This is a genomic window from Brevibacillus sp. LEMMJ03 (assembly GCF_007197875.1).
GTDB lineage: Bacteria > Bacillota > Bacilli > Brevibacillales > Brevibacillaceae > Brevibacillus > Brevibacillus thermoruber.
In genome coordinates, this window is record NZ_VKJN01000020.1 from 1 (window position 1) to 20,780 (window position 20,780).

At 55.2% G+C, this 20,780-nt stretch carries 35 protein-coding genes and 1 rRNA gene; 2 read left to right on the plus strand and 34 right to left on the minus strand.

Annotated elements, in window-relative coordinates; all coding sequences use genetic code 11:
* The 3 genes from FOI68_RS19430 to FOI68_RS19440 form a co-directional block, all read right to left on the minus strand.
* Window positions 1-64, minus strand: a 16S ribosomal RNA gene (locus FOI68_RS19430); the annotation flags it as partial.
* Window positions 65-258: 194 nt separating this feature from the next.
* Window positions 259-492, minus strand: a complete 234-nt coding sequence (locus FOI68_RS19435) for a hypothetical protein (protein WP_029101031.1) — start codon at window positions 490-492, stop codon at window positions 259-261.
* A 111-nt stretch (window positions 493-603) separates the two neighbouring features.
* Window positions 604-1,257 (minus strand): stage II sporulation protein M, encoded by a 654-nt coding sequence (locus tag FOI68_RS19440; RefSeq protein ID WP_143864069.1) that lies wholly within the window; start codon window positions 1,255-1,257, stop codon window positions 604-606.
* 124 nt (window positions 1,258-1,381) lie between these two features.
* Between FOI68_RS19440 and pdaB the strand changes: the two genes are divergently transcribed.
* The gene (gene pdaB / locus FOI68_RS19445; protein WP_044899133.1) at window positions 1,382-2,146 is read left to right on the plus strand and encodes a polysaccharide deacetylase family sporulation protein PdaB; all 765 of its coding nucleotides are present in this window, start codon (window positions 1,382-1,384) and stop codon (window positions 2,144-2,146) included.
* A gap of 27 nt (window positions 2,147-2,173) precedes the next feature.
* Here pdaB and FOI68_RS19450 read toward each other — a convergent pair whose 3' ends face one another.
* The gene (locus FOI68_RS19450) at window positions 2,174-2,761 is read right to left on the minus strand and encodes a KinB-signaling pathway activation protein (RefSeq protein ID WP_035296729.1); all 588 of its coding nucleotides are present in this window, start codon (window positions 2,759-2,761) and stop codon (window positions 2,174-2,176) included.
* 119 nt (window positions 2,762-2,880) lie between these two features.
* On the opposite strand from FOI68_RS19450, the gene gerD reads away from it, so the two are divergent.
* Window positions 2,881-3,504 carry a spore germination lipoprotein GerD gene (gerD, locus tag FOI68_RS19455; RefSeq protein ID WP_143864070.1) on the plus strand — a complete coding sequence of 208 codons (624 nt, stop codon included), beginning with the start codon at window positions 2,881-2,883 and terminating at the stop codon, window positions 3,502-3,504.
* 46 nt (window positions 3,505-3,550) lie between these two features.
* On the opposite strand, the gene FOI68_RS19460 is transcribed toward gerD, so the two are convergent.
* From FOI68_RS19460 to rplP, 30 genes are all read right to left on the minus strand, one after another.
* The gene (locus FOI68_RS19460; protein ID WP_029101036.1) at window positions 3,551-4,654 is read right to left on the minus strand and encodes an Mrp/NBP35 family ATP-binding protein; all 1,104 of its coding nucleotides are present in this window, start codon (window positions 4,652-4,654) and stop codon (window positions 3,551-3,553) included.
* 114 nt (window positions 4,655-4,768) lie between these two features.
* A complete protein-coding gene (gene cwlD, locus FOI68_RS19465) occupies window positions 4,769-5,485 on the minus strand; it encodes an N-acetylmuramoyl-L-alanine amidase CwlD (protein WP_029101037.1) in 717 nt (238 codons plus the stop codon).
* 130 nt (window positions 5,486-5,615) lie between these two features.
* Window positions 5,616-6,008: a 30S ribosomal protein S9 gene (gene rpsI / locus FOI68_RS19470; protein ID WP_029101038.1), complete on the minus strand. Its 393-nt coding sequence runs from the start codon at window positions 6,006-6,008 to the stop codon at window positions 5,616-5,618.
* A 20-nt stretch (window positions 6,009-6,028) separates the two neighbouring features.
* Window positions 6,029-6,466, minus strand: coding sequence for a 50S ribosomal protein L13 (gene rplM, locus FOI68_RS19475; protein WP_029101039.1), 438 nt, complete (start codon window positions 6,464-6,466; stop codon window positions 6,029-6,031).
* 265 nt (window positions 6,467-6,731) lie between these two features.
* On the minus strand, window positions 6,732-7,466 hold the full coding sequence (gene truA / locus FOI68_RS19480) for a tRNA pseudouridine(38-40) synthase TruA (RefSeq protein ID WP_143864071.1): 735 nt from the start codon (window positions 7,464-7,466) through the stop codon (window positions 6,732-6,734).
* Window positions 7,463-8,260: an energy-coupling factor transporter transmembrane component T family protein gene (locus FOI68_RS19485; protein ID WP_035296722.1), complete on the minus strand. Its 798-nt coding sequence runs from the start codon at window positions 8,258-8,260 to the stop codon at window positions 7,463-7,465. Before FOI68_RS19485 ends, truA begins: the two co-directional genes overlap by 4 nt.
* A 3-nt stretch (window positions 8,261-8,263) precedes the next feature.
* Window positions 8,264-9,136 carry an energy-coupling factor transporter ATPase gene (locus FOI68_RS19490; protein ID WP_029101042.1) on the minus strand — a complete coding sequence of 291 codons (873 nt, stop codon included), beginning with the start codon at window positions 9,134-9,136 and terminating at the stop codon, window positions 8,264-8,266.
* On the minus strand, window positions 9,112-9,963 hold the full coding sequence (locus FOI68_RS19495; RefSeq protein WP_029101043.1) for an energy-coupling factor transporter ATPase: 852 nt from the start codon (window positions 9,961-9,963) through the stop codon (window positions 9,112-9,114). Before FOI68_RS19495 ends, FOI68_RS19490 begins: the two co-directional genes overlap by 25 nt.
* 120 nt (window positions 9,964-10,083) lie before the next feature.
* Entirely contained in the window at window positions 10,084-10,443 is a 360-nt protein-coding gene (gene rplQ, locus FOI68_RS19500) for a 50S ribosomal protein L17 (protein ID WP_029101044.1), read from the minus strand.
* Between the two features lie 121 nt (window positions 10,444-10,564).
* Window positions 10,565-11,509, minus strand: coding sequence for a DNA-directed RNA polymerase subunit alpha (locus tag FOI68_RS19505; protein ID WP_029101045.1), 945 nt, complete (start codon window positions 11,507-11,509; stop codon window positions 10,565-10,567).
* 155 nt (window positions 11,510-11,664) lie between these two features.
* On the minus strand, window positions 11,665-12,066 hold the full coding sequence (gene rpsK / locus FOI68_RS19510; RefSeq protein ID WP_029101046.1) for a 30S ribosomal protein S11: 402 nt from the start codon (window positions 12,064-12,066) through the stop codon (window positions 11,665-11,667).
* Window positions 12,067-12,082: 16 nt separating this feature from the next.
* Window positions 12,083-12,451, minus strand: a complete 369-nt coding sequence (gene rpsM, locus FOI68_RS19515; RefSeq protein ID WP_029101047.1) for a 30S ribosomal protein S13 — start codon at window positions 12,449-12,451, stop codon at window positions 12,083-12,085.
* Window positions 12,452-12,472: 21 nt separating this feature from the next.
* On the minus strand, window positions 12,473-12,586 hold the full coding sequence (gene rpmJ, locus FOI68_RS19520) for a 50S ribosomal protein L36 (protein WP_003333770.1): 114 nt from the start codon (window positions 12,584-12,586) through the stop codon (window positions 12,473-12,475).
* Between the two features lie 31 nt (window positions 12,587-12,617).
* Window positions 12,618-12,836 (minus strand): translation initiation factor IF-1, encoded by a 219-nt coding sequence (gene infA / locus FOI68_RS19525; RefSeq protein WP_003333772.1) that lies wholly within the window; start codon window positions 12,834-12,836, stop codon window positions 12,618-12,620.
* A 116-nt stretch (window positions 12,837-12,952) separates the two neighbouring features.
* Window positions 12,953-13,699 carry a type I methionyl aminopeptidase gene (gene map, locus FOI68_RS19530; RefSeq protein ID WP_029101048.1) on the minus strand — a complete coding sequence of 249 codons (747 nt, stop codon included), beginning with the start codon at window positions 13,697-13,699 and terminating at the stop codon, window positions 12,953-12,955.
* A gap of 6 nt (window positions 13,700-13,705) precedes the next feature.
* Window positions 13,706-14,350, minus strand: coding sequence for an adenylate kinase (locus tag FOI68_RS19535; protein ID WP_029101049.1), 645 nt, complete (start codon window positions 14,348-14,350; stop codon window positions 13,706-13,708).
* Between the two features lie 85 nt (window positions 14,351-14,435).
* On the minus strand, window positions 14,436-15,731 hold the full coding sequence (secY, locus tag FOI68_RS19540) for a preprotein translocase subunit SecY (protein ID WP_029101050.1): 1,296 nt from the start codon (window positions 15,729-15,731) through the stop codon (window positions 14,436-14,438).
* A complete protein-coding gene (gene rplO / locus FOI68_RS19545) occupies window positions 15,731-16,171 on the minus strand; it encodes a 50S ribosomal protein L15 (RefSeq protein ID WP_029101051.1) in 441 nt (146 codons plus the stop codon). Before rplO ends, secY begins: the two co-directional genes overlap by 1 nt.
* 33 nt (window positions 16,172-16,204) lie before the next feature.
* Window positions 16,205-16,390, minus strand: a complete 186-nt coding sequence (rpmD, locus tag FOI68_RS19550) for a 50S ribosomal protein L30 (RefSeq protein WP_029101052.1) — start codon at window positions 16,388-16,390, stop codon at window positions 16,205-16,207.
* A 16-nt stretch (window positions 16,391-16,406) separates the two neighbouring features.
* Entirely contained in the window at window positions 16,407-16,904 is a 498-nt protein-coding gene (gene rpsE / locus FOI68_RS19555; RefSeq protein WP_029101053.1) for a 30S ribosomal protein S5, read from the minus strand.
* An 18-nt stretch (window positions 16,905-16,922) separates the two neighbouring features.
* A complete protein-coding gene (gene rplR / locus FOI68_RS19560) occupies window positions 16,923-17,285 on the minus strand; it encodes a 50S ribosomal protein L18 (protein WP_029101054.1) in 363 nt (120 codons plus the stop codon).
* A 33-nt stretch (window positions 17,286-17,318) separates the two neighbouring features.
* Entirely contained in the window at window positions 17,319-17,855 is a 537-nt protein-coding gene (rplF, locus tag FOI68_RS19565) for a 50S ribosomal protein L6 (protein ID WP_029101055.1), read from the minus strand.
* Between the two features lie 32 nt (window positions 17,856-17,887).
* Complete coding sequence (gene rpsH / locus FOI68_RS19570) at window positions 17,888-18,286, minus strand: 30S ribosomal protein S8 (protein ID WP_029101056.1); 399 nt, start codon at window positions 18,284-18,286, stop codon at window positions 17,888-17,890.
* A 27-nt stretch (window positions 18,287-18,313) separates the two neighbouring features.
* Window positions 18,314-18,499 carry a type Z 30S ribosomal protein S14 gene (locus FOI68_RS19575; protein WP_019123526.1) on the minus strand — a complete coding sequence of 62 codons (186 nt, stop codon included), beginning with the start codon at window positions 18,497-18,499 and terminating at the stop codon, window positions 18,314-18,316.
* 24 nt (window positions 18,500-18,523) lie between these two features.
* Window positions 18,524-19,066: a 50S ribosomal protein L5 gene (gene rplE / locus FOI68_RS19580; protein ID WP_029101057.1), complete on the minus strand. Its 543-nt coding sequence runs from the start codon at window positions 19,064-19,066 to the stop codon at window positions 18,524-18,526.
* A 26-nt stretch (window positions 19,067-19,092) separates the two neighbouring features.
* Window positions 19,093-19,407, minus strand: coding sequence for a 50S ribosomal protein L24 (rplX, locus tag FOI68_RS19585; protein WP_029101058.1), 315 nt, complete (start codon window positions 19,405-19,407; stop codon window positions 19,093-19,095).
* 50 nt (window positions 19,408-19,457) lie between these two features.
* Window positions 19,458-19,826, minus strand: coding sequence for a 50S ribosomal protein L14 (rplN, locus tag FOI68_RS19590; RefSeq protein ID WP_029101059.1), 369 nt, complete (start codon window positions 19,824-19,826; stop codon window positions 19,458-19,460).
* A 42-nt stretch (window positions 19,827-19,868) separates the two neighbouring features.
* On the minus strand, window positions 19,869-20,135 hold the full coding sequence (gene rpsQ, locus FOI68_RS19595; RefSeq protein ID WP_029101060.1) for a 30S ribosomal protein S17: 267 nt from the start codon (window positions 20,133-20,135) through the stop codon (window positions 19,869-19,871).
* A gap of 22 nt (window positions 20,136-20,157) precedes the next feature.
* On the minus strand, window positions 20,158-20,355 hold the full coding sequence (gene rpmC, locus FOI68_RS19600; protein ID WP_029101061.1) for a 50S ribosomal protein L29: 198 nt from the start codon (window positions 20,353-20,355) through the stop codon (window positions 20,158-20,160).
* A complete protein-coding gene (gene rplP / locus FOI68_RS19605) occupies window positions 20,345-20,779 on the minus strand; it encodes a 50S ribosomal protein L16 (RefSeq protein WP_029101062.1) in 435 nt (144 codons plus the stop codon). Before rplP ends, rpmC begins: the two co-directional genes overlap by 11 nt.
* Between the last annotated feature and the right edge of the window lies 1 nt (window position 20,780).

The window sequence follows — 20,780 nt, forward strand, 5'->3', positions numbered from 1 at the left end:
CGACTTGCATGTATTAGGCACGCCGCCAGCGTTCGTCCTGAGCCAGGATCAAACTCTCCAATAAAGTTGAGTTGAATCATTAGCTTCAAGAAAAAGAATTGCTAGGCTCGTTCAACGCTTTCGCTGTTCAGTTTTCAAGGAGCATGATCACTGTTTTCGCCTCGAGCTCCTCGTCGTTTTTGACTTGTTCTCTCGAGGACAAGAATTAATCTATCACGTGTACCCACTTTGAGTCAATAGGTTTTTTAAAAATATTTATCAGGTAAAATATTCCTTTTGTGAGTTCCTGCGTCTGACGTACTTGGAGAGCTCGTTGGGCGAGGCGATGCGGGCGTACATGCGAAAGATAATCGAATACCTTTCCTCCATGGCCCGCTTGACCAGATAATCAATCCGCTTGTCGCCAAAGTCCAGCAGCATCTCTTCCAGTTCTCGCTTCAGCAGATACTCCAGCTCTTGCACTTCTTTTGCATTGAATAAAAACCCCAGCAACCATATCGACCTCCGCCTCACCGAGTCTACCCTTTATCATGTCCAACCGATTTCGGGCATATTCACAAACAACCCCCCTCTGATCCTCTGATCAGAGGGGGTCCGGCAAAGCTACTGGAGCCATTTCACTTGTTGAAGCTGTTCCCCTATGGTCGAGTGGAGAAGCAACGGGGTCACCACGCTCTCCACCACGGCAGCCACAAACAGCAAACCAATCACGGTCAGCACGGCAGTGGGGAATTGTTTCAACACGTCGTACCAGTCGTTTTTTACCCGCTCCCAACTGCTCGGCTGAAAAAGTCCGCCAACGGAACGCAAACTGAGCACGCCCAAACGCATGCCCACGCCGGCAGCGAACAGGACCGTCGGCAGCTCAATGATGCCATGCGGCAAAATGCCGACCGCGAAGATGAGCCACGGGCTTATTCCCGCCGCGCTGTACTGCGCCAGGATATAGCCGAACAGCACGCCGTTGGCCACCATCCCGATCACGGGGAAAACGGCAAAAAACAGCCCCAACGCCATCATCATCAGCGAACTGGTGACGTTGTTGACAAAGATCGCCCAAAACAGAGCCGTCACCCCTTGGCCGCTATCCCTGATGCGCTGGGCCATGTCCTTCAATTCGTCCATCAGGCCGCTGACCATATCGTGCACGGCATGGGACTGCAGAAAGCCGACCATGGCTCCACCCAAAAACAGCAGGCAGGCGGTCACAATGTACCACTTGTTGTCCGTCCACAGGCGTCGAAACCGAGTGTTCATGAAGTACGCTCCTTTACAGCCTGGTTAGTACACTATATGCATTGTACCGCAACAATACCCACGCGGACAAAGAATATCCTCCTCAATCCGGCATAAACTGTAAGGGGACAAAGGAGGTGCCGTCATGAAATTCATGTTCGTCTTGAGCGCGCAACGCTTGAAACAGGTGCTGATCATCCTCACCGCTCTCCTGATGGCGGCTGGCATCGCCTATGCCGAACGGGACGCCATCACCGTCATCTCGGACAGCAGCAAAGCTCCCCAAGCCATTTACAAGGTGGATACCAACGAGAAGAAAATCGCCCTGACCTTCGACATTAGCTGGGGAGAGACGAGAGCCGTGCCCATTTTGGACATCCTGAAGGAAAAAAAGGTAAACAAAGCGACCTTTTTCCTGTCTTCCCCCTGGAGCCAGCGTCATCCGGAGATCGTCAAGCGGATCGTCGACGACGGATTTGAAATCGGTTCCCACGGGCATAAACACGACTATTACAGCAAATATACGGACGAGGAAATCCGTGCCCAGATCGGCAGGGCCCACACGATTCTGACCGAACTGACGGGAAAAAAGCCCAAGCTGATCCGCTTGCCGAACGGAGACTTCGACAAGCGCGTGCTGCGGATTGCCGATGAAATGGGCTACACGGTCATCCAGTGGGACACCGACTCCAAGGATTGGATCAATCCCGGCGTCGACACGATTGTAAACAACGTCCTGTCCAAAGCCCATCCGGGCGACATCGTGCTGCTCCACGCCAGTGATTCCTGCAAGCAGACCCACCTCGCCCTGCCCCAGATTATCGACAAGCTGCGGGCCGACGGCTACGAGTTCGTCACTGTCTCGGAACTGATTGCCGGTTCCCAGGTACAAAGCCAGGAAGTCAAGTAAGCGAGAAAAGCTGACCGTTGACAGCGGTCAGCTTTCCCGTTTGACCAGACGATGCAAATGCATGACTTGCCAGACGTTGCAAAACAAGAGCGGCACCAGCATCGACAAGGTGGCATGCACGTTGTATTGTTTCAACGCGGGGATCCATTCGATGGCCGAAAACACGAACATGAAAAACAGCGTGGGCACCCATGCCGTCTGGTTGGTCAGGCGCGCTTTCCCGTAGGCGGTGACCACGGCGACCAGCAGGAGCAGGATCGGCTCCACGAAAAACGGCCAGACGGAGCCGTCTTCGCCCAACAGGGTGTAACGCAGGTACACCATGTCAAAAAATACAAACAACACCAAAAATACCTGGATGCTCTTCCACAACGAAGGGTTTTTGAACAGCCCTCGCGCAAGGTAATTGATCGTCATGTAGGCAAAAAAACCCATTTGCGCCACAATGCTGATGGTCATCCCGTACAGCATTTGCATGAACGTGCCCATAAAAAAATTGGCCATGCCGCCTTCCAGCAATTTTTCCGATGCGAAAATCATGCCGACCAGAATCCCGCCCAACCCGCCAAGCAGCAGGGTGGTAAAAAACAGCCAGCCGTACTTGCGCAGACTCACCGTACGTCCCTCCTATCCACATCGATAATGATTGTACCAACCCGTGCAAGAAAATACTAGCGTAAGAACAAAACAATCGGTGCACGTTAAGGGTAGCCGGGTAAAGGAGGTCACCGCCCATGAGGAAGCGAACCGTATCGTTTTGGTTGTTGCTGGCGGTCAGCCTGGTCATGACAAGCTGCGGCGTCGGCGGACCAGCTCAGAACACGACACAGCCTGATTATAGAAGCATGAAGGACATGGTCCTGGACATTTTGAAGACGGACGAAGCCAAAAAATCCGTAATCAACATGATGAAGGACGAATCGTTCAAGCAAAGCCTCATCATGGACGAGTCCACGGTACGCACCGCGCTGATCCAGAGCATTTCCAAGCCGGACAATCCGCAAATCAAAGAAGCGTTCAAGGACCCGAAATTCACCAGCACGCTGGCCAAATCGATGAAGAACGAGCACAAGGCGCTGATGAAAGACCTGATGAAGGATCCCGAGTACCAGAAAATGATGATCAGCATCATGCGGGACCCGGAGTTCGAAAAAAATATGATGGAACTGATGAGAAGCTCCGCCTACCGGAAACAAACCATGCAAATCATGAAGGAAGCGATGCAAAGCCCCCTGTTCCAGGCCGAGATGATGACGTTGATGACCAAGGCCACGGAAGACATGATGAAGCCGAAAACCATGAAAAAAGGCAAGAAAAAAAGCGGCAGCGGGGAAGGCGGCGGAGACAGCCAATCCTAAAGAGAAAGGTGAGCTCCCATCAAGAGCCCACCTTTTTGTTTTTCGCTTATTGGCCGATGGCTGCTTCGCACTTTTCGGCGACGCGCTTGGCCATATCCAGATACAGCTTGCCGATCGGCGAATCGGCCCGGTAGACGGACGGCGAATAGTCCGGCTCGGCCGGATGGTTGTCCGGCTGACCGAGCGGAATCTGGGCCAGCAGCTCGGTGCTGAGCACCTCGGCCAGTTTCGCCCCGCCTCCTTTGCCAAACACGTACTCCTTGGAGCCATCCTTCGCCTCGTACCAGGCCATGTTTTCCACGACCCCGAGGATCTCGTGTCCGGTCCGTTTGGCCATCGCCCCCGCCCGGGCGGCTACAAACGAGGCTGTCGGGTGCGGCGTCGTCACAATGATTTCCTTGCTCTGCGGAATCATCGTGTGCACGTCCAGAGCCATGTCTCCCGTTCCCGGCGGCAGGTCGAGCAGCAAATAGTCGAGGTCATCGCCCCAGTGCACTTCCGTAAAGAAGTTGCGCAGCATCTTGCCCAGCATCGGACCGCGCCAGATCACCGGCGAGTTGTCCTCCACGAAAAAGCCCATGGACATCACTTTCACGCCGAATTGTTCCACCGGCAAAATCGTTTCGCCGATCACCGTCGGACGCTGTTCGATGTTCATCATGTCCGGTACGCTGAACCCGTAAATGTCTGCGTCGATAATGCCGACGCGTTTTCCCATGCGGGCCAGCGAGACGGCCAGATTGACGGTGACGGTGGACTTGCCGACGCCGCCTTTTCCGGAGGTGATGGCGATAAAGGTGGTGTGGGAGTCTTTGGCCAGAATCGGGTTCAACAGCGGCGCTTGTCCCGCAGGAGCAGCCGGTGTCTGCCCCCCGCGCAATTGGGCGCTTAGGGCGGCCCGCTCCTCGTCTGTCATCGCTCCAAATTGGAGGCGTACCTCTTTGGCCCCCAATTGCTTGAGCGCGTCGATGACGTCCTGCTCGATCTTCGCCTTCAGCGGACAGCCGGTAATCGTCAGCACGACGGTCAGGCTGACCGTTTCTCCGTCGATGCGGATGTCGCGAATCATGTTTAATTCCACCAGGCTGCGGTTAATTTCCGGGTCTTTTACGTCACGCAGCGCTTCCAGCACTTGTTCTTTCGTCAACATATCGTCCACCCCAGGCATCAATATTTGTCAAACGTGTCTCAGCCATTTGTCCTACAGTCGTACGCGCGTCCATTATAGCATATCCAACAGGGCTGGACACGTTTGCGGGCGCGCTTACGGCAGGTTTGGCACCTTTTCGCCCGAATAATGGCGCAGCATGCCCTGGTAAATGGCGTTGGCCAGCGCTTTCTGATACTCGACGGAACGAAGCCGTTTCGCTTCCTCCGGGTTGCTGGCAAAGCCCACCTCCACCAGCACGGCCGGGCAGTTCACTTCGCGGATCAGGAAGACGTCATCCGTCTTGATCGGATGGCGATCGGTATTGTTCAGCACCCGTTTGATTTCGTTCTGGATCAGGTAGGACATTTCCGCGCTCTTCTTGTAGGCCGGATAGTAGAAGGTCTGCGCGCCGGACCACCGCGGCGAGGGAATGGCATTGACGTGAATGCTGACGAGAAAATCGGGCGTGCTGTCGTTGACCAGCTTGACCCGGTTGCGAATGTCTTCCGACTTGCGCTGCCGCAGCTTCTGCACCTCCGGGGAAGCGAGGTCCTTGTCTTCCTCCCGGGTCATGATCACGTAAGCTCCCGCCTGCTGCAGGAAATCACGCAGATACATGCTGATGGCCAGGGTCACCTCTTTTTCCACGACCGTGCCGTCCGCGGAAACGGCCCCGCCGTCCGGCCCGCCGTGCCCCGGATCAATGGCGATCACCGTACCGGCCAGCGGCAGCGACCAGGCCGTCCAGGAGGAGCGTTCCGGCGCTTCATAGGTGAACAACACCAGCAGCAAAAAGAAGGCAAGCACCCAGCCGACTACTTTTCGAGCCACCTTGCACCGTCCCCTTTGTCCCATTCTCTTTCCCATCATATGGACAATACCGGACAATTATGACGGCTCGCGGGAAAAACAAAAACCCCTGTCTGCAAGCCAGACAAGGGGTTTTGCATCGAACAGCCGATTAGCGCTTGGAGAATTGCGGAGCGCGGCGAGCTGCTTTGAGACCGTATTTTTTACGCTCTTTCATGCGCGGATCGCGAGTCAGGAAGCCGGCGCGTTTCAGGGCGCCGCGCAGTTCCGGATCTGCTTTCAGCAGCGCACGAGCCACACCGTGACGGATGGCACCAGCTTGACCGGTGGTACCGCCACCTTTTACGTTGACCAATACATCGTAGCGACCCAACGTTTCGGTCAGTACGAGCGGTTGTTTCACAATCAGTTTCAGGGTTTCCAACCCAAAGTAGTTATCCATGTCACGCTTGTTGATCACAATGCGACCTTCGCCAGGAACCAGGCGAACGCGTGCTACGGAGTGCTTACGACGACCTGTACCGTAGTATTGTACTTGTGCCACGAGTCTTTCCTCCCTTTACCTTATCCGCGGATTTGCCAAACTTCCGGTTTTTGTGCTGCGTGCGGATGTTCCGGACCAGCGTATACTTTCAGCTTGGTGAAGATTTGACGTCCCAGGCTGTTTTTCGGCAGCATGCCTTTTACAGCCAGTTCAAACATTTTTACAGGTTTGTTTTTCAGCATGTCGCCTGCTGTCGTCTTTTTCAGACCACCCGGGTAGAGGGAGTGGGAGTAGTAGATTTTGTCCTGCAGTTTTTTCCCGGTCAGTTTTACTTTGTCCGCGTTGATCACGATTACGAAATCGCCGGTGTCAACGTGCGGGGTGAATTCCGGTTTGTATTTGCCGCGCAGAATGGAAGCGACTTCGCTAGCCAGACGCCCGAGCGTTTGACCTTCTGCGTCAACGATGTACCATTTGCGCTCGACTTCGAGCGGTTTCGCCATATATGTGGTACGCATGTTTGTCCCTCCTAAATTGTTACCGTTCCATCTGGAATCATGGAAATCATGAAGTGGAGAACGCTGCCTATAACGGGTGAGCAACTTCTCCAGGTGTTTCATTGAAACCACGTTCTTGTTTTTCAATCCCGGGGCTAGAGTGGGGCTAGCGGGGTATGAAAATACCAAGGAATATCGTACTACATCGGAGAGGCTGAGTCAAGAGCCGACTTCCTCCCCAACGGCTGGAAAAAGGCCTGTCCGGTCTTGAGCCGGTCGCCGAGCGTCAATAGACGACCTCCCACATCGTCAGCCCTTTCGCGGGCGCCGTTTTTCCGGCCTGTTCCCGGTCCCTCGCCCGCAGAATCTCCTTTACCTCGTCCGGGTGGCGCTTGCCCTGGCCCACTTCCACCAGGGTGCCGACGATGATCCGCACCATGTTGTACAAAAACCCGTTGCCCCGGCAGACGACCCAAATCTCGCTGCCCGTCCGCTCCACGCGTAAGTCGTACACGGTCCGCACCTTGTCCTCGACAAAGGTTTTGGCCGAACAAAACGACGTGAAGTCGTGCTCGCCGATCAGGTGAGCGGCAGCACGCCGCATCGCCTCCAGATCGAGCGGGTGGCGGATATGGTCGGCGTAGCGATGGCGGAAGACGTCGGGGACCGGTCGGTTGTCGATGCAGTAGCGGTACTCCTTGACCTTGACGTCGAAACGGGCGTGAAACGCCGGATCCGCCTCCTCCACCGAGCGGATGACGATGGAATCGGGGAGCTGATTGTTCAGCACAAACGCCCACTTGTCGATCGGAATGCCGCTGGCGGTATCGAAGTGGAAAACCTGGCCGCGGGCGTGGACGCCGGCGTCGGTCCGGCCGGAACCGACAATCTGGATCTCCTCTCCGGTGATCCGCCGCAGCGCGGCTTCGATCTCGCCCTGCACCGTAATCTGATCGGGCTGTACCTGAAACCCGCTGTAATCCGTGCCGTCGTAGGCCACGACGCACTTCAAACGCCTCATGTGCGCCACCATCCTATCACAAACGTAAGTGCACAAGCCGCCGCGGCCACGCAGCCGTCCCGCCAGCTCCACTTCAGCCTGCGCAGACGCGTGCGCCCCACTCCCCCGCGATAGCCGCGCGCCTCCATCGCCAAAGCCAGCTCTTCTGCCCGGCGGAATGCGCCGACAAACAGCGGAATGACGATCGGCATCAGACTGCGGGCGCGGCGGACGAGGCTGCCCTCGGTCAAATTGGCCCCCCGCGCCGTCTGCGCCTTGATGATCTTGTCCGTCTCCTCCATCAGCGTGGGGATGAAGCGAAGCGCGATCGACATCATCAGGGCGATCTCATGCACGGGAACGCCGATCCGGCCGGTGGGACCGAGCAGCCTCTCCAATCCTTCCGTCAGGTCAATCGGGGACGTCGTCAGCGTCAAGAGGGAGCTGATCAGCACGAGCAGCGTCAGGCGGAGCGAGATGAACACCGCCTGGCGGACCCCCATTTCCTCCACGCTCAGCCATCCCCAGCGGAAGTAGACCTCTCCCCCCTTGGTGATCACGAGGTGCAGGACCACGGTAAAGAGGATCAGCAGCCAGACAGGGCGCAGGCTTTTCAAAATGTACGACAGCGACAGTCGGGACAACAGGACGCCTGCCAGCATGAAACCCACCAGGACGGCATAGGTGGCCGCGTTGTTGGCCCAAAAGACAAGCGCGGCGAACAGGATGACAAACAGCAGTTTGCTGCGGGGGTCGGTCTGGTGGAGAAACGATTGTCCCGGCACGTACTGGCCGATCGCAATGTGCTGCAGCATGGCCTATCGCTCCTTTGCCACAGACAGCCGCGCCAACAGATGTTCGATCAGCGCTTCTTCCCGATACAGGGACGAAGGCAGCCGTTCCGTTTCCGGCAGCCGTTGATTCAATTGCGTGACCAGCGCCACTGTCTCCGGCACGTCCAGCGCCAGCTCCCGCAGTCGGTCGGCGTGCGCGAACACCTCATCCGGGCTGCCTTCCAGCACCGCCCGTCCCTGTGCCATGACAATCAGCCGGTCGGCGTAGCGGGCCGCTTCTTCCATGCTGTGCGTGACCAGCACGGTGGTGAGCCGCTGTTCGCGATGAATCCGGTAAATGGCTTCCAAAATCGCCTTGCGCCCGGCGGGATCAAGCCCTGCCGTCGGTTCGTCCAAAATCAGCACCTTGGGCTGCATCGCCAATACGCCGGCAATCGCCACGCGCCGCATCTGCCCGCCGCTCAGATGAAACGGGGAGCGGTCCTTGACCGCTTCATAGTCAAGGCCGACGATCTCGAGCGCCTCCCGGACCCTAACCTCCACCAGCTCCGGCGGCATGTCAAAGTTGAGCGGCCCAAACGCCACATCCTTGGCGACCGTCTCTTCAAACAACTGGTGTTCCGGGTACTGAAAGACGAGGCCGATGTCGCGCCGGCGGGCATGGGGCATTTTTTCCCGCGGGGTCACCTTTACGTCCCCCAGGGTGATCGTACCCGACGTCGGCTGCAGCAGACCGTTGAGGTGCTGGATCAGCGTGGACTTGCCCGATCCCGTTTGGCCGATGATGCCCACAAACGAGCCCGCCGGAATGGTCAGCGAGACGTCGCGCAGCGCCGTCCGTTCAAACGGCGTTCCTCTGCCGTAGATGTGGCTTACCTGGTCAAAAGTAATCTGCATAAGTGCTCCACCAGCTCCTCTTGGTGCAGTACAAACGGAAGCTGTACTCCCTCGTCCGCCAGCGCGCGGCGAAGCCGGACGGCAAACGGCACGTCCAGGCCCAGTTCCTGCAGGCGCTCCGGCCGGGCAAACACCTCGGAAGGGGAACCGTCCAGCTCAATCCGCCCGCCGCTCATGACGATGACCCGATCGGAAAAGACGGCTTCTTCGGGAAAATGGGTGATATTCACCACCGTGATTCCCTCTTCCCGGTTGAGCCGGCGGGCCAACGCCAACACGTCACGCCGTCCCTGGGGATCCAGCATCGCTGTCGCCTCGTCCAGAATGAGCACGGATGGGCGCATCGCCATGATGCCGGCGATCGCCACGCGCTGCTTCTGACCGCCCGACAGGTGGTGGGGTTGGTCGTGCAGGTGGCGCTCCATCCCGACGGCCGCCAGCGCTTCGTCCACACGGCGGCGCATCTCGTCCGGCGGCACGCCCATGTTCTCCAGGCCGAATGCCACATCGTCCTCCACAGTGGCCCCCACGATCTGATTGTCCGGATTTTGAAACACCATGCCGACGTGGCGGCGCACTTCCCAGAGCAGCTCGCCGTCCCTGGTGTCCATGCCGCTGACGATGACGGCTCCCTCGTTCGGGAGCAGCAGGCCGTTCGACAGTTTGGCCAGCGTCGACTTGCCCGATCCGTTGGGACCGAGGATGGAGACAAAGGTTCCTTTGGCAATCTCCAAGTCGATCCCATTCAGCACCGGTACGGCCGCCCCTCCCTCGCCCTCGTAGGCAAAAGAGACGCCCTGGAAAGCCAGCAGTTGTTCCTCCTTCATGAGGCGCTCACATCCTCCCAGCCTTGGACAGGGATTTGAACAAAGAAAAAAGGGCATGAATCAGAGTCCAGCCTAAGACCAGAGTCTGTCCCCACCCTTTTTCACAATCTGAGTGTGCTATTACACTAATTCGATGTACGCCATCGGTGCTGCGTCGCCGCGGCGAGGACCTGTCTTCAGGATACGGGTGTAACCGCCGTTGCGCTCTTTGTAACGAGGCGCGATCTCATCGAACAGCTTTTGAACCGCATCGCGGCCTTCTTCATTCGCCACTTCCTTGCGAACGAAAGCAGCGACTTGACGGCGAGCATGCAGGTCACCGCGCTTGGCCAGCGTAATCATTTGTTCAGCGATGGAGCGCAGTTCTTTTGCCTTCATCTCGGTGGTTTCAATGCGCTCGTTGATGATCAGGTCGGTTACCAAGTCGCGGAACAGCGCTTTGCGCGCCGCGCTACGACGACCCAATTTACGGTATGCCATGTTCTTACCTCCTTTTTCACGCTGGCACCGCTCAGCCATGGCTGGAGCGAAGCCAGATCTGAAATCCCCTCTCCGGAGGGAATGTTCCGTGAGGACGGAGTCCAGGCGCTGTCAGCCTTCCCTAGTCGTCGCTGCGCAGGGACAAGCCCAACTCAGCCAGCTTTTCCTGCACTTCTTCCAGGGATTTGCGGCCCAAGTTGCGCACTTTCATCATGTCCTCTTCGGTCTTCTGCGTCAGCTCTTGCACGGTATTGATACCGGCACGCTTCAAGCAGTTGTAGGAACGGACAGAGAGATCGAGCTCTTCGATGGTCATCTCGAGCACTTTCTCTTTCTTGTCCTCTTCTTTTTCGACCATGATTTCCGCATCTTTCGCCTCATCCGTCAGGCCGACAAACAGGTTGAGATGCTCCGTCATGATTTTGGCGCCGAGACTAACGGCTTCTTCCGGACTGATGCTGCCGTTGGTCCATACTTCAAGCGTCAACTTGTCATAGTTGGTCATTTGCCCGACACGGGTATTTTCCACTTGATAGTTGACGCGCTTGATCGGCGTATAAATCGAATCAATCGGAATCACACCGATCGGTTGGTCTTCCGATTTGTTACCATCTGCTTGAACATATCCACGTCCACGTCCAGCTGTCATACGAATGTGCAGACGACCGCCATTTGCTAACGTTGCGATATGAAGATCAGGGTTCAAGATCTCCACATCGCTGTCGGCGCGGATATCTCCCGCCTTGACGACGCCTTCGCCCTCTGCGTCAATCTCGATGACTTTTTCTTCATCGGAATGAATCTTCAGCGCCAGGCCCTTGATGTTCAGGATGATTTCCGTCACATCTTCCACAACGCCTTCAACCGTAGAGAACTCGTGAAGGACCCCGTCAATTTGAACGGTGCGCACTGCCGCGCCTGGCAAAGACGAGAGGAGAATCCGTCTCAGCGAGTTGCCAAGAGTGGTGCCGTATCCGCGCTCCAGAGGTTCAACAACGAACTTCCCGTACGAGTTGTCGTCGCTTACTTCCACAACCTCGATTTTCGGTTTTTCTATTTCTATCATTAAACAAACCCTCCTTCAAAACGTCGAAATTCTTGGGTGGGCCGATTCAGCCCACTCAGGAATTTCCCCGGCGGTTTACCGTTTGCGTGCATGACAAGCTATTGAATCAGAATTTACCATTCTAGTATGGACATGTTCTGAACGATATAAACCCGTTACACGCGGCGACGTTTTGGCGGACGGCAACCGTTGTGCGGAATCGGCGTCACGTCTTTGATCATGTTTACTTCCAGACCTGCTGCTTGCAGGGAACGGATCGCGGCTTCACGGCCAGCGCCCGGTCCTTTTACCAGCACTTCGCAAGAACGCATGCCATGTTCCATTGCCACGCGCGCAGCGGCTTCGGCAGCCATTTGCGCAGCGAACGGCGTGCTCTTGCGGGAGCCCTTGAAGCCGAGGGCACCTGCACTGGACCAGGAAATTGCGTTGCCGTGCGGATCAGTGATGGTTACGATCGTGTTGTTAAACGTGGAGCGGATGTGAGCTACGCCGACTTCCACGTTTTTGCGATCACGACGACGGGTACGAGTAGCAGTCGCTTGTTTTCTTTTCGCCATGTCCAATTACCCTCCTTTACTTCTTCTTGTTCGCTACAGTACGGCGCGGGCCTTTGCGCGTACGAGCGTTGGTTTTCGTGCGTTGACCGCGAACCGGCAGGCCACGGCGGTGACGGATGCCGCGGTAGCAGCCGATTTCCATCAGACGCTTGATGTTCAGGGAGATCTCACGACGAAGATCGCCTTCCACCTTCAGGTTTTTGTCGATGTAATCGCGCAGTTTGCTGACTTCTTCTTCTGTCAGGTCACGAACGCGAGTATCCGGATTTACGCCGGTAGCGGACAGAATTTTTTGGGACGTGGGACGGCCGATACCAAAGATGTAGGTAAGAGCGATTTCCACGCGCTTTTCGCGAGGCAAGTCAACGCCTGCAATACGTGCCATGTGTCAAAAGCACCTCCTTGATTACCCTTGTTTTTGCTTATGCTTAGGATTTTCACAAATAACCATTACGTTACCTTTCCGACGGATAACCTTGCACTTTTCGCAAATCGGTTTAACCGAAGGTCTCACTTTCATGGTTCTTGCCTCCCTCTTCTAGGGGTTTCGCTTATTTGTAGCGGTACGTAATGCGTCCGCGTGTCAAGTCGTACGGCGACAGCTCAACCGTTACCTTATCCCCAGGCAGAATGCGGATAAAGTGCATGCGGATCTTTCCGGAGACGTGAGCGAGCACCTTGTGCCCATTCTCTAATTCTACCCGAAACATCGCATTCGGCAAAGGCTCGATTACCGTACCTTCCACTTCAATCACATCGTCTTTTGCCATGGCAAGCTCTCCTTTCCTCTGTCTTCAGTCAGACCATGAGTTTTGCGTTTGGCTCACACAACGAACTTAACGTCGACACGTTGGACGACAATTCCGAAGCGAACCCGGGGCTTCGGCTACGCCCGCGTTAAAATCTCATAGCCCTCTTCCGTAATCGCGATGGTGTGTTCAAAATGAGCACATTTTTTTCGATCCACTGTCACAACCGTCCAATTGTCCTCCAAAGTGCGGACATAACGTTCGCCGGCATTGACCATTGGTTCGACTGCCAACACCATTCCCGGTTTCAACCGTGGACCGCGTCCAGGCGGGCCGTAGTTGGGAACCTGGGGGTCTTCGTGCAAGTTTTGCCCGATCCCATGCCCCACATACTCGCGAACGAGCGTGAAGCCGGCAGCCTCTGCGTGGATCTGAATCGCGTGGGAAATGTCAGACAGCCGCGCACCGGGCATGGCTTTCTCCAGCCCCTTGTACAGCGACTCTTCCGTCACTCGCAGCAAACGCTGATCTTCTTCCGAAATGTTGCCGACCGGATACGTCCAAGCGGAGTCTCCATGATACCCTTGGAACTGGGCACCGATGTCGATGCTGATGATGTCTCCTTCTTGCAACGTCCGTTTTCCTGGGATCCCGTGTACGAGTTCTTCATTGACTGAAGTACAGATACTTCCTGGAAAGCCACCGTAGCCTTTGAACGATGGAATGGCTCCCATGCTGCGGATAAAGGTTTCGGCGAGTTCGTCCAGTTGCTTTGTCGTCACGCCAGGCTTGATGGCCTTGGCCAGCTCTTGATGGGTGAGTGCGACGATCCGACCAGCTTCGCGCATAACCTCAAGCTCTGCTTTCGACTTCAGGATGATCATGCTCCCTTACCCTCGCAACACAGACGTGATTTCCGCGAATACGACCTGGATATCCTGTTCACCATTGATGTTTCGCAGGAGGCCTTGCTCAGCGTAGTAGTCGATGAGCGGTTGTGCTTGGGCGATGTTGACATCGAGGCGCTGCGCCACCACTTCCGGCTTGTCGTCATCGCGCTGGAACAGCTTGCCGCCATCCTTGTCGCACACGCCTGCCTCTTTCGGCGGATTGAACAGCGTGTGGTAGCTCGCTCCGCAAATCGGGCAGATCCAGCGACCGGTCAGACGTTCGATCAGGAACTCCCGGCGAACGTTGATATTGATCACATGGTCGATCTCGCGGCCCAGCTCCTTCAAGGTAGCCGTCAATGCCTCCGCCTGCGGCACCGTGCGCGGAAACCCGTCGAGCAGGAATCCCTTTGCGCAATCATCCATCGCCAGGCGCTCCCGCACGATCCCGATGACGATCTCATCGGGGACGAGCAGCCCTTTATCCATGTAGGACTTGGCTTCAAGTCCGAGCGGCGTCTCGTTTTTGACCGCTGCCCGGAACATGTCGCCAGTCGAGATGTGCGGGATGTCAAACTCTTTTACGATTCGTTCCGCCTGCGTACCTTTGCCGGCCCCAGGCAAACCCATCAAAATTATATTCACGTCCATTCCCTCCGTCCCGTGCGAAAAGCTTCACCGCGCATCGCGCAGCCTCCGGTCGGCTGAAGAAAGCTTTTCAACACCTCGGTTACTTGATGAACCCTTGGTAGTGGCGCTTGATCATCTGGCTTTCGATCTGCTTCATCGTATCGAGCGCAACCCCGATCACGATCAAAAGCGACGTACCGCCGATGTAAATCGACTGCGGCAGGTTCGCCAGCTTGCTGAAGAAGAATGGCATGATGGAAATCACCATCAGGAACAGAGCGCCCGCCAGTGTCAGACGGTTCAACGTACGGGTAATGTACACCTCGGTGTTTTTACCGGGTCGGATACCAGGAATGTAACCGCCATTTTTCTTCATGTTCTCCGCCAGTTGTACAGGGTTGATCTGTACAAAGGTGTAGAAGTAGGTGAACCCGATAATCAAGAACGCGTAAAGCGTCATCCCAAACGGTGCGCTGGGTTGGAAATGCGTGTAAATCCAGTTGGCGATTCCCGTTCCGGATGGATCCACCCAGAACTGTGCAATGGTTGAGGGGAAAATCACCAGCGAGACGGCGAAGATGACCGGAATCACACCCGCCGAGTTAATCTTCAGCGGGATGTGCGTGGATTGACCACCGTACATTTTGCGGCCAACCACGCGTTTGGCGTACTGTACCGGAATCTTGCGCACACCTTGCTGCATGAAAATGACCCCGACAATAATGGCGATGATCACCAGCAGAATGAGCAGTACCTTCACGATACTGAAGAACAAATTCTGGCTCGGATCGCTGAACTGGGACGTGTAAATCGTCGCGATGCCGGTCGGGATGTTGGCCACGATCCCGGCCACGATGATAATCGAAATCCCGTTGCCGATCCCTTTCTCCGTAATTTGTTCGCCCATCCACATCAGGAACGAGGTCCCTGCTGTAAGGGTGATGGCAATCAATGCGTAACTGCCAATGGACGTGTCTTTCAGCAAACCAGGCGCCATGTTGTTGAAGCCGATAGTCATCCCCACCGACTGGATGAGGGCGAGGACCACCGTGAAGTAACGGGTCACCGTCGCGATCTTGCGGCGTCCCACTTCCCCTTCACGGGCCCACTGCGTAAACTTCGGCACCACATCCATGGACAGGAGCTGCATGATGATCGATGCCGTGATGTACGGCATGATCCCCATCGCAAAAATCGAGAAGTTTTGCAGCGCCCCGCCGGAGAAGGTGTTCAACAACCCCAGCAGATGGTTCGTGTTCTGCTGAAACAACTCGACATTCACGTTGGGGACAGGGACGAAGCTCCCGATTCGGAAGACGACCAGCATCATCAGTGTAAACAAAACCTTACGACGCAGGTCGCCTATCTTAAAAATGTTAGTGAGCGAGGCTAACATTAGATCACCTCGGCTGTTCCACCGACTTGAGCGATCTTCTCAGCAGCAGCAGCGGAGAACTTGTGAGCTTTTACGGTCAGCTTCACGTTCAGTTCGCCGTTGGCAAGAACTTTTACACCGTCACGCAGAGCGGAAATAACGCCGGTTTCTTTCAGCAGTTCAGGCGTCACCACGGTGCCTTCTTCAAAACGGTTCAGCGCGTCCAGGCTCACAATCGCGTATTCCTTGCGAGAGATGTTGGTGAAACCGCGCTTAGGCAGACGACGGTACAGCGGGTTTTGACCACCCTCGAAACCAGGGCGAACACCGCCGCCGGAACGGGCGTTTTGACCTTTGTGACCTTTGCCGGCGGTTTTGCCGGTACCGCTACCGATACCGCGACCGACGCGCTTACGAGTGTGACGGGATCCTTCTGCAGGTTTCAGTTCATGCAATTTCATTCCTTGCACCTCCTAACCTTATGGAAATGGTGATTACGCTTCTACTTCTTTTACTTCAACCAGGTGCTTCACTTTGAAGATCATCCCGCGGATTGCCGGATTGTCTTCTTTCACAACGGTTTGGTGAATTTTACGGAGACCCAGTGCTTTGACGGTATCCTTTTGATCGACGGTGCGGCCGATCAGACTGCGCTTGAGGGTGATTTGCAGTTTTGCCATGTTCATTCCCTCCTTATTAACCCAGCAACTCGTCAACAGTCTTACCGCGCAGTTTCGCGACTTCTTCCGCTGTTTTCAGGCGGCTGAGGCCTTCCAGCGTAGCGTTGACCATGTTGATGGGGTTGTTGGAACCGAGAGACTTGCTCAATACGTCGCCTACACCAGCAAGCTCCAGTACCGCGCGGACAGGACCGCCGGCGATGACACCGGTACCTTCGGAAGCCGGCTTGATCAGCACTTTGCCGGAGCCGAACTGGCACAGGACTTCGTGCGGAATCGTCGTTCCTTTCAGCGGTACGCGGATCAGTTTTTTCTTAGCGTCTTCAATCGCCTTGCGAATGGCGTCCGGAACTTCCTGCGCTTTCCCCATACCGGCGCCTACATGACCGTTGCGGTCGCCGACAACAACCAGGGCGCTGAAGCTCATGCGACGGCCACCCTTAACCGTTTTCGCGACGCGGTTAACGGCGACAACTTTTTCTTCCAGCTCTAATTTGCTAGGGTCGATACGCATTCCTTACCCTCCTTGTTGTTAGAATTGCAGGCCAGCTTCGCGAGCTGCTTCTGCCAGTGCTTTGATACGTCCATGATAAATGTAACCGCCACGGTCAAAGACCACTTCGGTCAGGCCTTTTTCCTTTGCGCGTTTTGCGATCAGTGTGCCGACTGCTGCAGCAGCTTCCACGTTTGCGCCGTTTTTCAGGCCCAGCTCTTTATCCAGCGAGGATGCGGCTGCCAGTGTGTGGCCGGCCACATCGTCAATCAGTTGAGCATAGATGTGCTTGGAAGAACGGAATACGTTCAGGCGCGGACGTGCGGCAGAACCTACGACGCGCTTGCGGATACGCAGATGACGTTTTTTCCGAGCTTTGTTTTTATCAGGTTTCGTAAACATTACGCGGCCTCCCTTCTCATGAAACTACGAAGCTTATTTACCCTTTTTGCCTTCTTTGCGGCGAACCACTTCATCGCTGTACTTGATCCCTTTGCCTTTGTACGGTTCAGGTTTGCGGATCGAGCGGATTTCGGCAGCAACCTGGCCTACGCGCTCCTTGTCGATGCCTTTTACCACCAGCGTGGTTTGGTTCGGTACTTCGATTTCGATCCCCTCTTCAGGAGTGATCTCTACCGGATGGGAGAAACCGAGAGAAAGCGTTACGCCCTTGCCGGACTTGGCGGCACGGTAACCGACACCCACCAGCTCCAGCGTACGGGAGAAGCCTTCGGATACGCCCGTTACCATGTTGGCGATCAGTGCACGCGTCGTACCGTGCAGGGAACGGTGCAGTTTGTTGTCGCTGGGACGTTCAACGATAACCTCGTTATCGCTGATGTTGATTTTCATATCCGGATGGAATTTACGAACAAGTGTACCCTTAGGGCCCTTTACCGTCAGCTCGGTACCGTTCAGAGTGAGGGTAACGCCTGCAGGGACCACGATCGGTTTTTTACCGACACGAGACATGTGGTGCACCTCCTGTGCTTTTCAATCTGTAATTACCAAACGTAAGCGAGAACCTCGCCGCCCACGTGTGCTTGGCGTGCTTGTTTGTCGGTCATCACGCCGGCAGACGTGGAGATCAGGGCAATGCCCAGACCGCCGAGAACTTTCGGGATCTCGGTGCTTTTCGCGTACACGCGCAGACCCGGTTTGGAGATACGCTTCAGACCGGTGATAACGCGCTCGTTGTTCGGGCCGTATTTCAGGAACACACGGATAATCCCTTGTTTGTTGTCTTCAACGAATTCCGCATCGCGAATGAAACCTTCTTCCTTCAGGATGCGAGCGATTTCCTTCTTGATGGTGGACGCCGGAATTTCCACTTTCTCGTGGCGAACCATGTTGGCATTGCGAATGCGGGTAAGCATATCTGCGATTGGATCAGTCATAACCATGAGAGAGAACCTCCTTCCCGTTTCAAATTACCAGCTTGCTTTTTTCACGCCAGGGATTTGGCCTTTATAAGCAAGTTCACGGAAGCAAATACGGCAGAGCTTGAATTTGCGCAACACGGAGTGAGGACGGCCGCAGCGCTCGCAGCGGGTGTAAGCGCGAACCGCAAATTTCGGTTTCCGTTGTTGCTTGACGATCATCGATTTCTTTGCCACATTCTTCCCTCCTTACGATGGGGTTTATTTACGGAATGGCATACCCATTTGAGTCAGCAGTTCACGTGCCTCTTCATCCGTTTTTGCGGAAGTGACGATGACGATGTCCATACCGCGAACCTTGTCGATCTTATCGTACTCGATCTCCGGGAAGATCAGTTGTTCCTTCAGACCGAGCGTGTAGTTGCCGCGACCGTCGAACGCTTTGGAAGAAACGCCGCGGAAGTCGCGCACGCGCGGAAGCGCAACGTTCATCAGTTTGTCGAGGAAGTGATACATGCGTTCGCCGCGCAGGGTTACTTTCGCGCCGATTGCCATGCCTTCACGCAGTTTGAAACCGGCGATGGATTTTTTCGCACGGGTTACGACCGGCTTTTGGCCAGCGATGGTTTGCAGATCTTCCACTGCGGAATCCAGCGCTTTGGCGTTGCCTACCGCTTCACCCACGCCCATGTTGATGATTACTTTTTCCACTTTCGGAACCTGCATGATGGAAGAGTAGTTAAACTTGCTCATCAGGCTAGGCACGATTTCTTTCAGGTATTTTTCTTTCAATCTTGCTGCCATCTAGGACATCCTCCTTTCCGATCTGACTACTTGTCGATAACTTCGCCAGATTTTTTCGCGTACCGAACTTTTTTACCGTTTTCCAGTACCTTGTAACCGATGCGAGTAGCTTTGCCGGTCTTCGGATCGATCAAGGATACGTTGGAAACGTGAATCGGTGCTTCTTGAGTTACAATGCCGCCTTGCGGATTGGTTTGAGACGGACGGGTGTGTTTTTTCACGAGGTTGATACCTTCAACCAGAACGCGCTCTTTCTTCGGATATGCAGCGAGAACGCGACCTTTTTTGCCTTTGTCTTTGCCCGCAATTACGATTACAGTGTCGCCTTTCTTTACGTGCATCGCTTGGTGCACCTCCTATCGAACAAACTACCTGAGTATTTCCGTTCAGATTAGATAACCTCTGGAGCCAGAGAGATGATCTTCATGAAATCTTTCTCGCGGAGTTCACGAGCCACCGGTCCAAAGATACGGGTACCGCGAGGAGATTTGTCTTCACGGATGATAACCGCTGCGTTTTCGTCAAAACGGATGTAGGAACCGTCCGGGCGGCGAACGCCACGTACGCTGCGTACCACAACCGCTTTTACTACTTGACCTTTCTTGACAACGCCGCCGGGTGTTGCGGATTTAACGGAGCACACGATTACGTCACCGATGTTCGCCGTTTTGCGACCGGAACCACCCAGAACCTTGATGCACATAAGTTCTTTTGCACCGGAGTTGTCAGCAACAGCCAATCTCGTCTGAGTTTGGATCATTTACTGTTCCTCCTTTCGGATGTGTTTACCCGAAAATCTAGCTTATACGATTACTGCCTCTTCGACGATGCGTACCAAGCGGAAGCGCTTGTCTTTGGACAGCGGACGAGTTTCCATGATTTCCACGATGTCGCCCACTTTTGCCGTGTTGTTCTCGTCGTGAGCCTTGAACTTCTTGGAGTACTTCACGCGCTTGCCGTACAGCGGGTGCTTTTTGTAGGTCTCAACCAAAACCACAATGGTTTTGTCCATTTTGTCGGAAACGACACGACCTACCATCGTTCTACGCATATTGCGTTGTGCGGTCATTGTTCCAACCTCCTTCCTTTAATTAGCCGATCCCCAATTCTCTTTGGCGCAGGATGGTTTTCGCACGTGCGATATCCTTACGTACTTGCTTGATGCGAGCCGTGTTTTCGAGTTGACCGGTAGCCAACTGGAAACGAAGGTTGAACAACTCTTCTTTCAAAGAGGCGATGTTTTGTTCGATCTCGGCAGTGGTCAAATTGCGGAACTCATTAGCCTTCATGTGCGTCACCACCCACTTCTTCACGCTTCACGAACTTGCACTTGATCGGCAGTTTGTGCATGGCCAAGCGCATAGCTTCGCGAGCGGTTTCTTCAGGTACGCCGGCAAGTTCGAACATGATCTTGCCAGGCTTCACTACCGCTACCCAGTGCTCAGGAGAACCTTTACCGGAACCCATCCGTACTTCCAGCGGCTTTTGCGTAACTGGCTTGTCAGGGAAGATTTTGATCCATACTTTACCGCCACGGCGGATGTAACGGGTCATCGCAATACGGGCAGCCTCGATTTGACGGTTGGTCACCCATGCCGGCTCCAGTGCTTGCAGACCGTATTCACCGAATGCAACAGTGGTGCCGCCTTTTGCGTTACCGTGCATTTTGCCACGATGTTGTTTGCGGTGTTTCACGCGTTTCGGCATCAACATG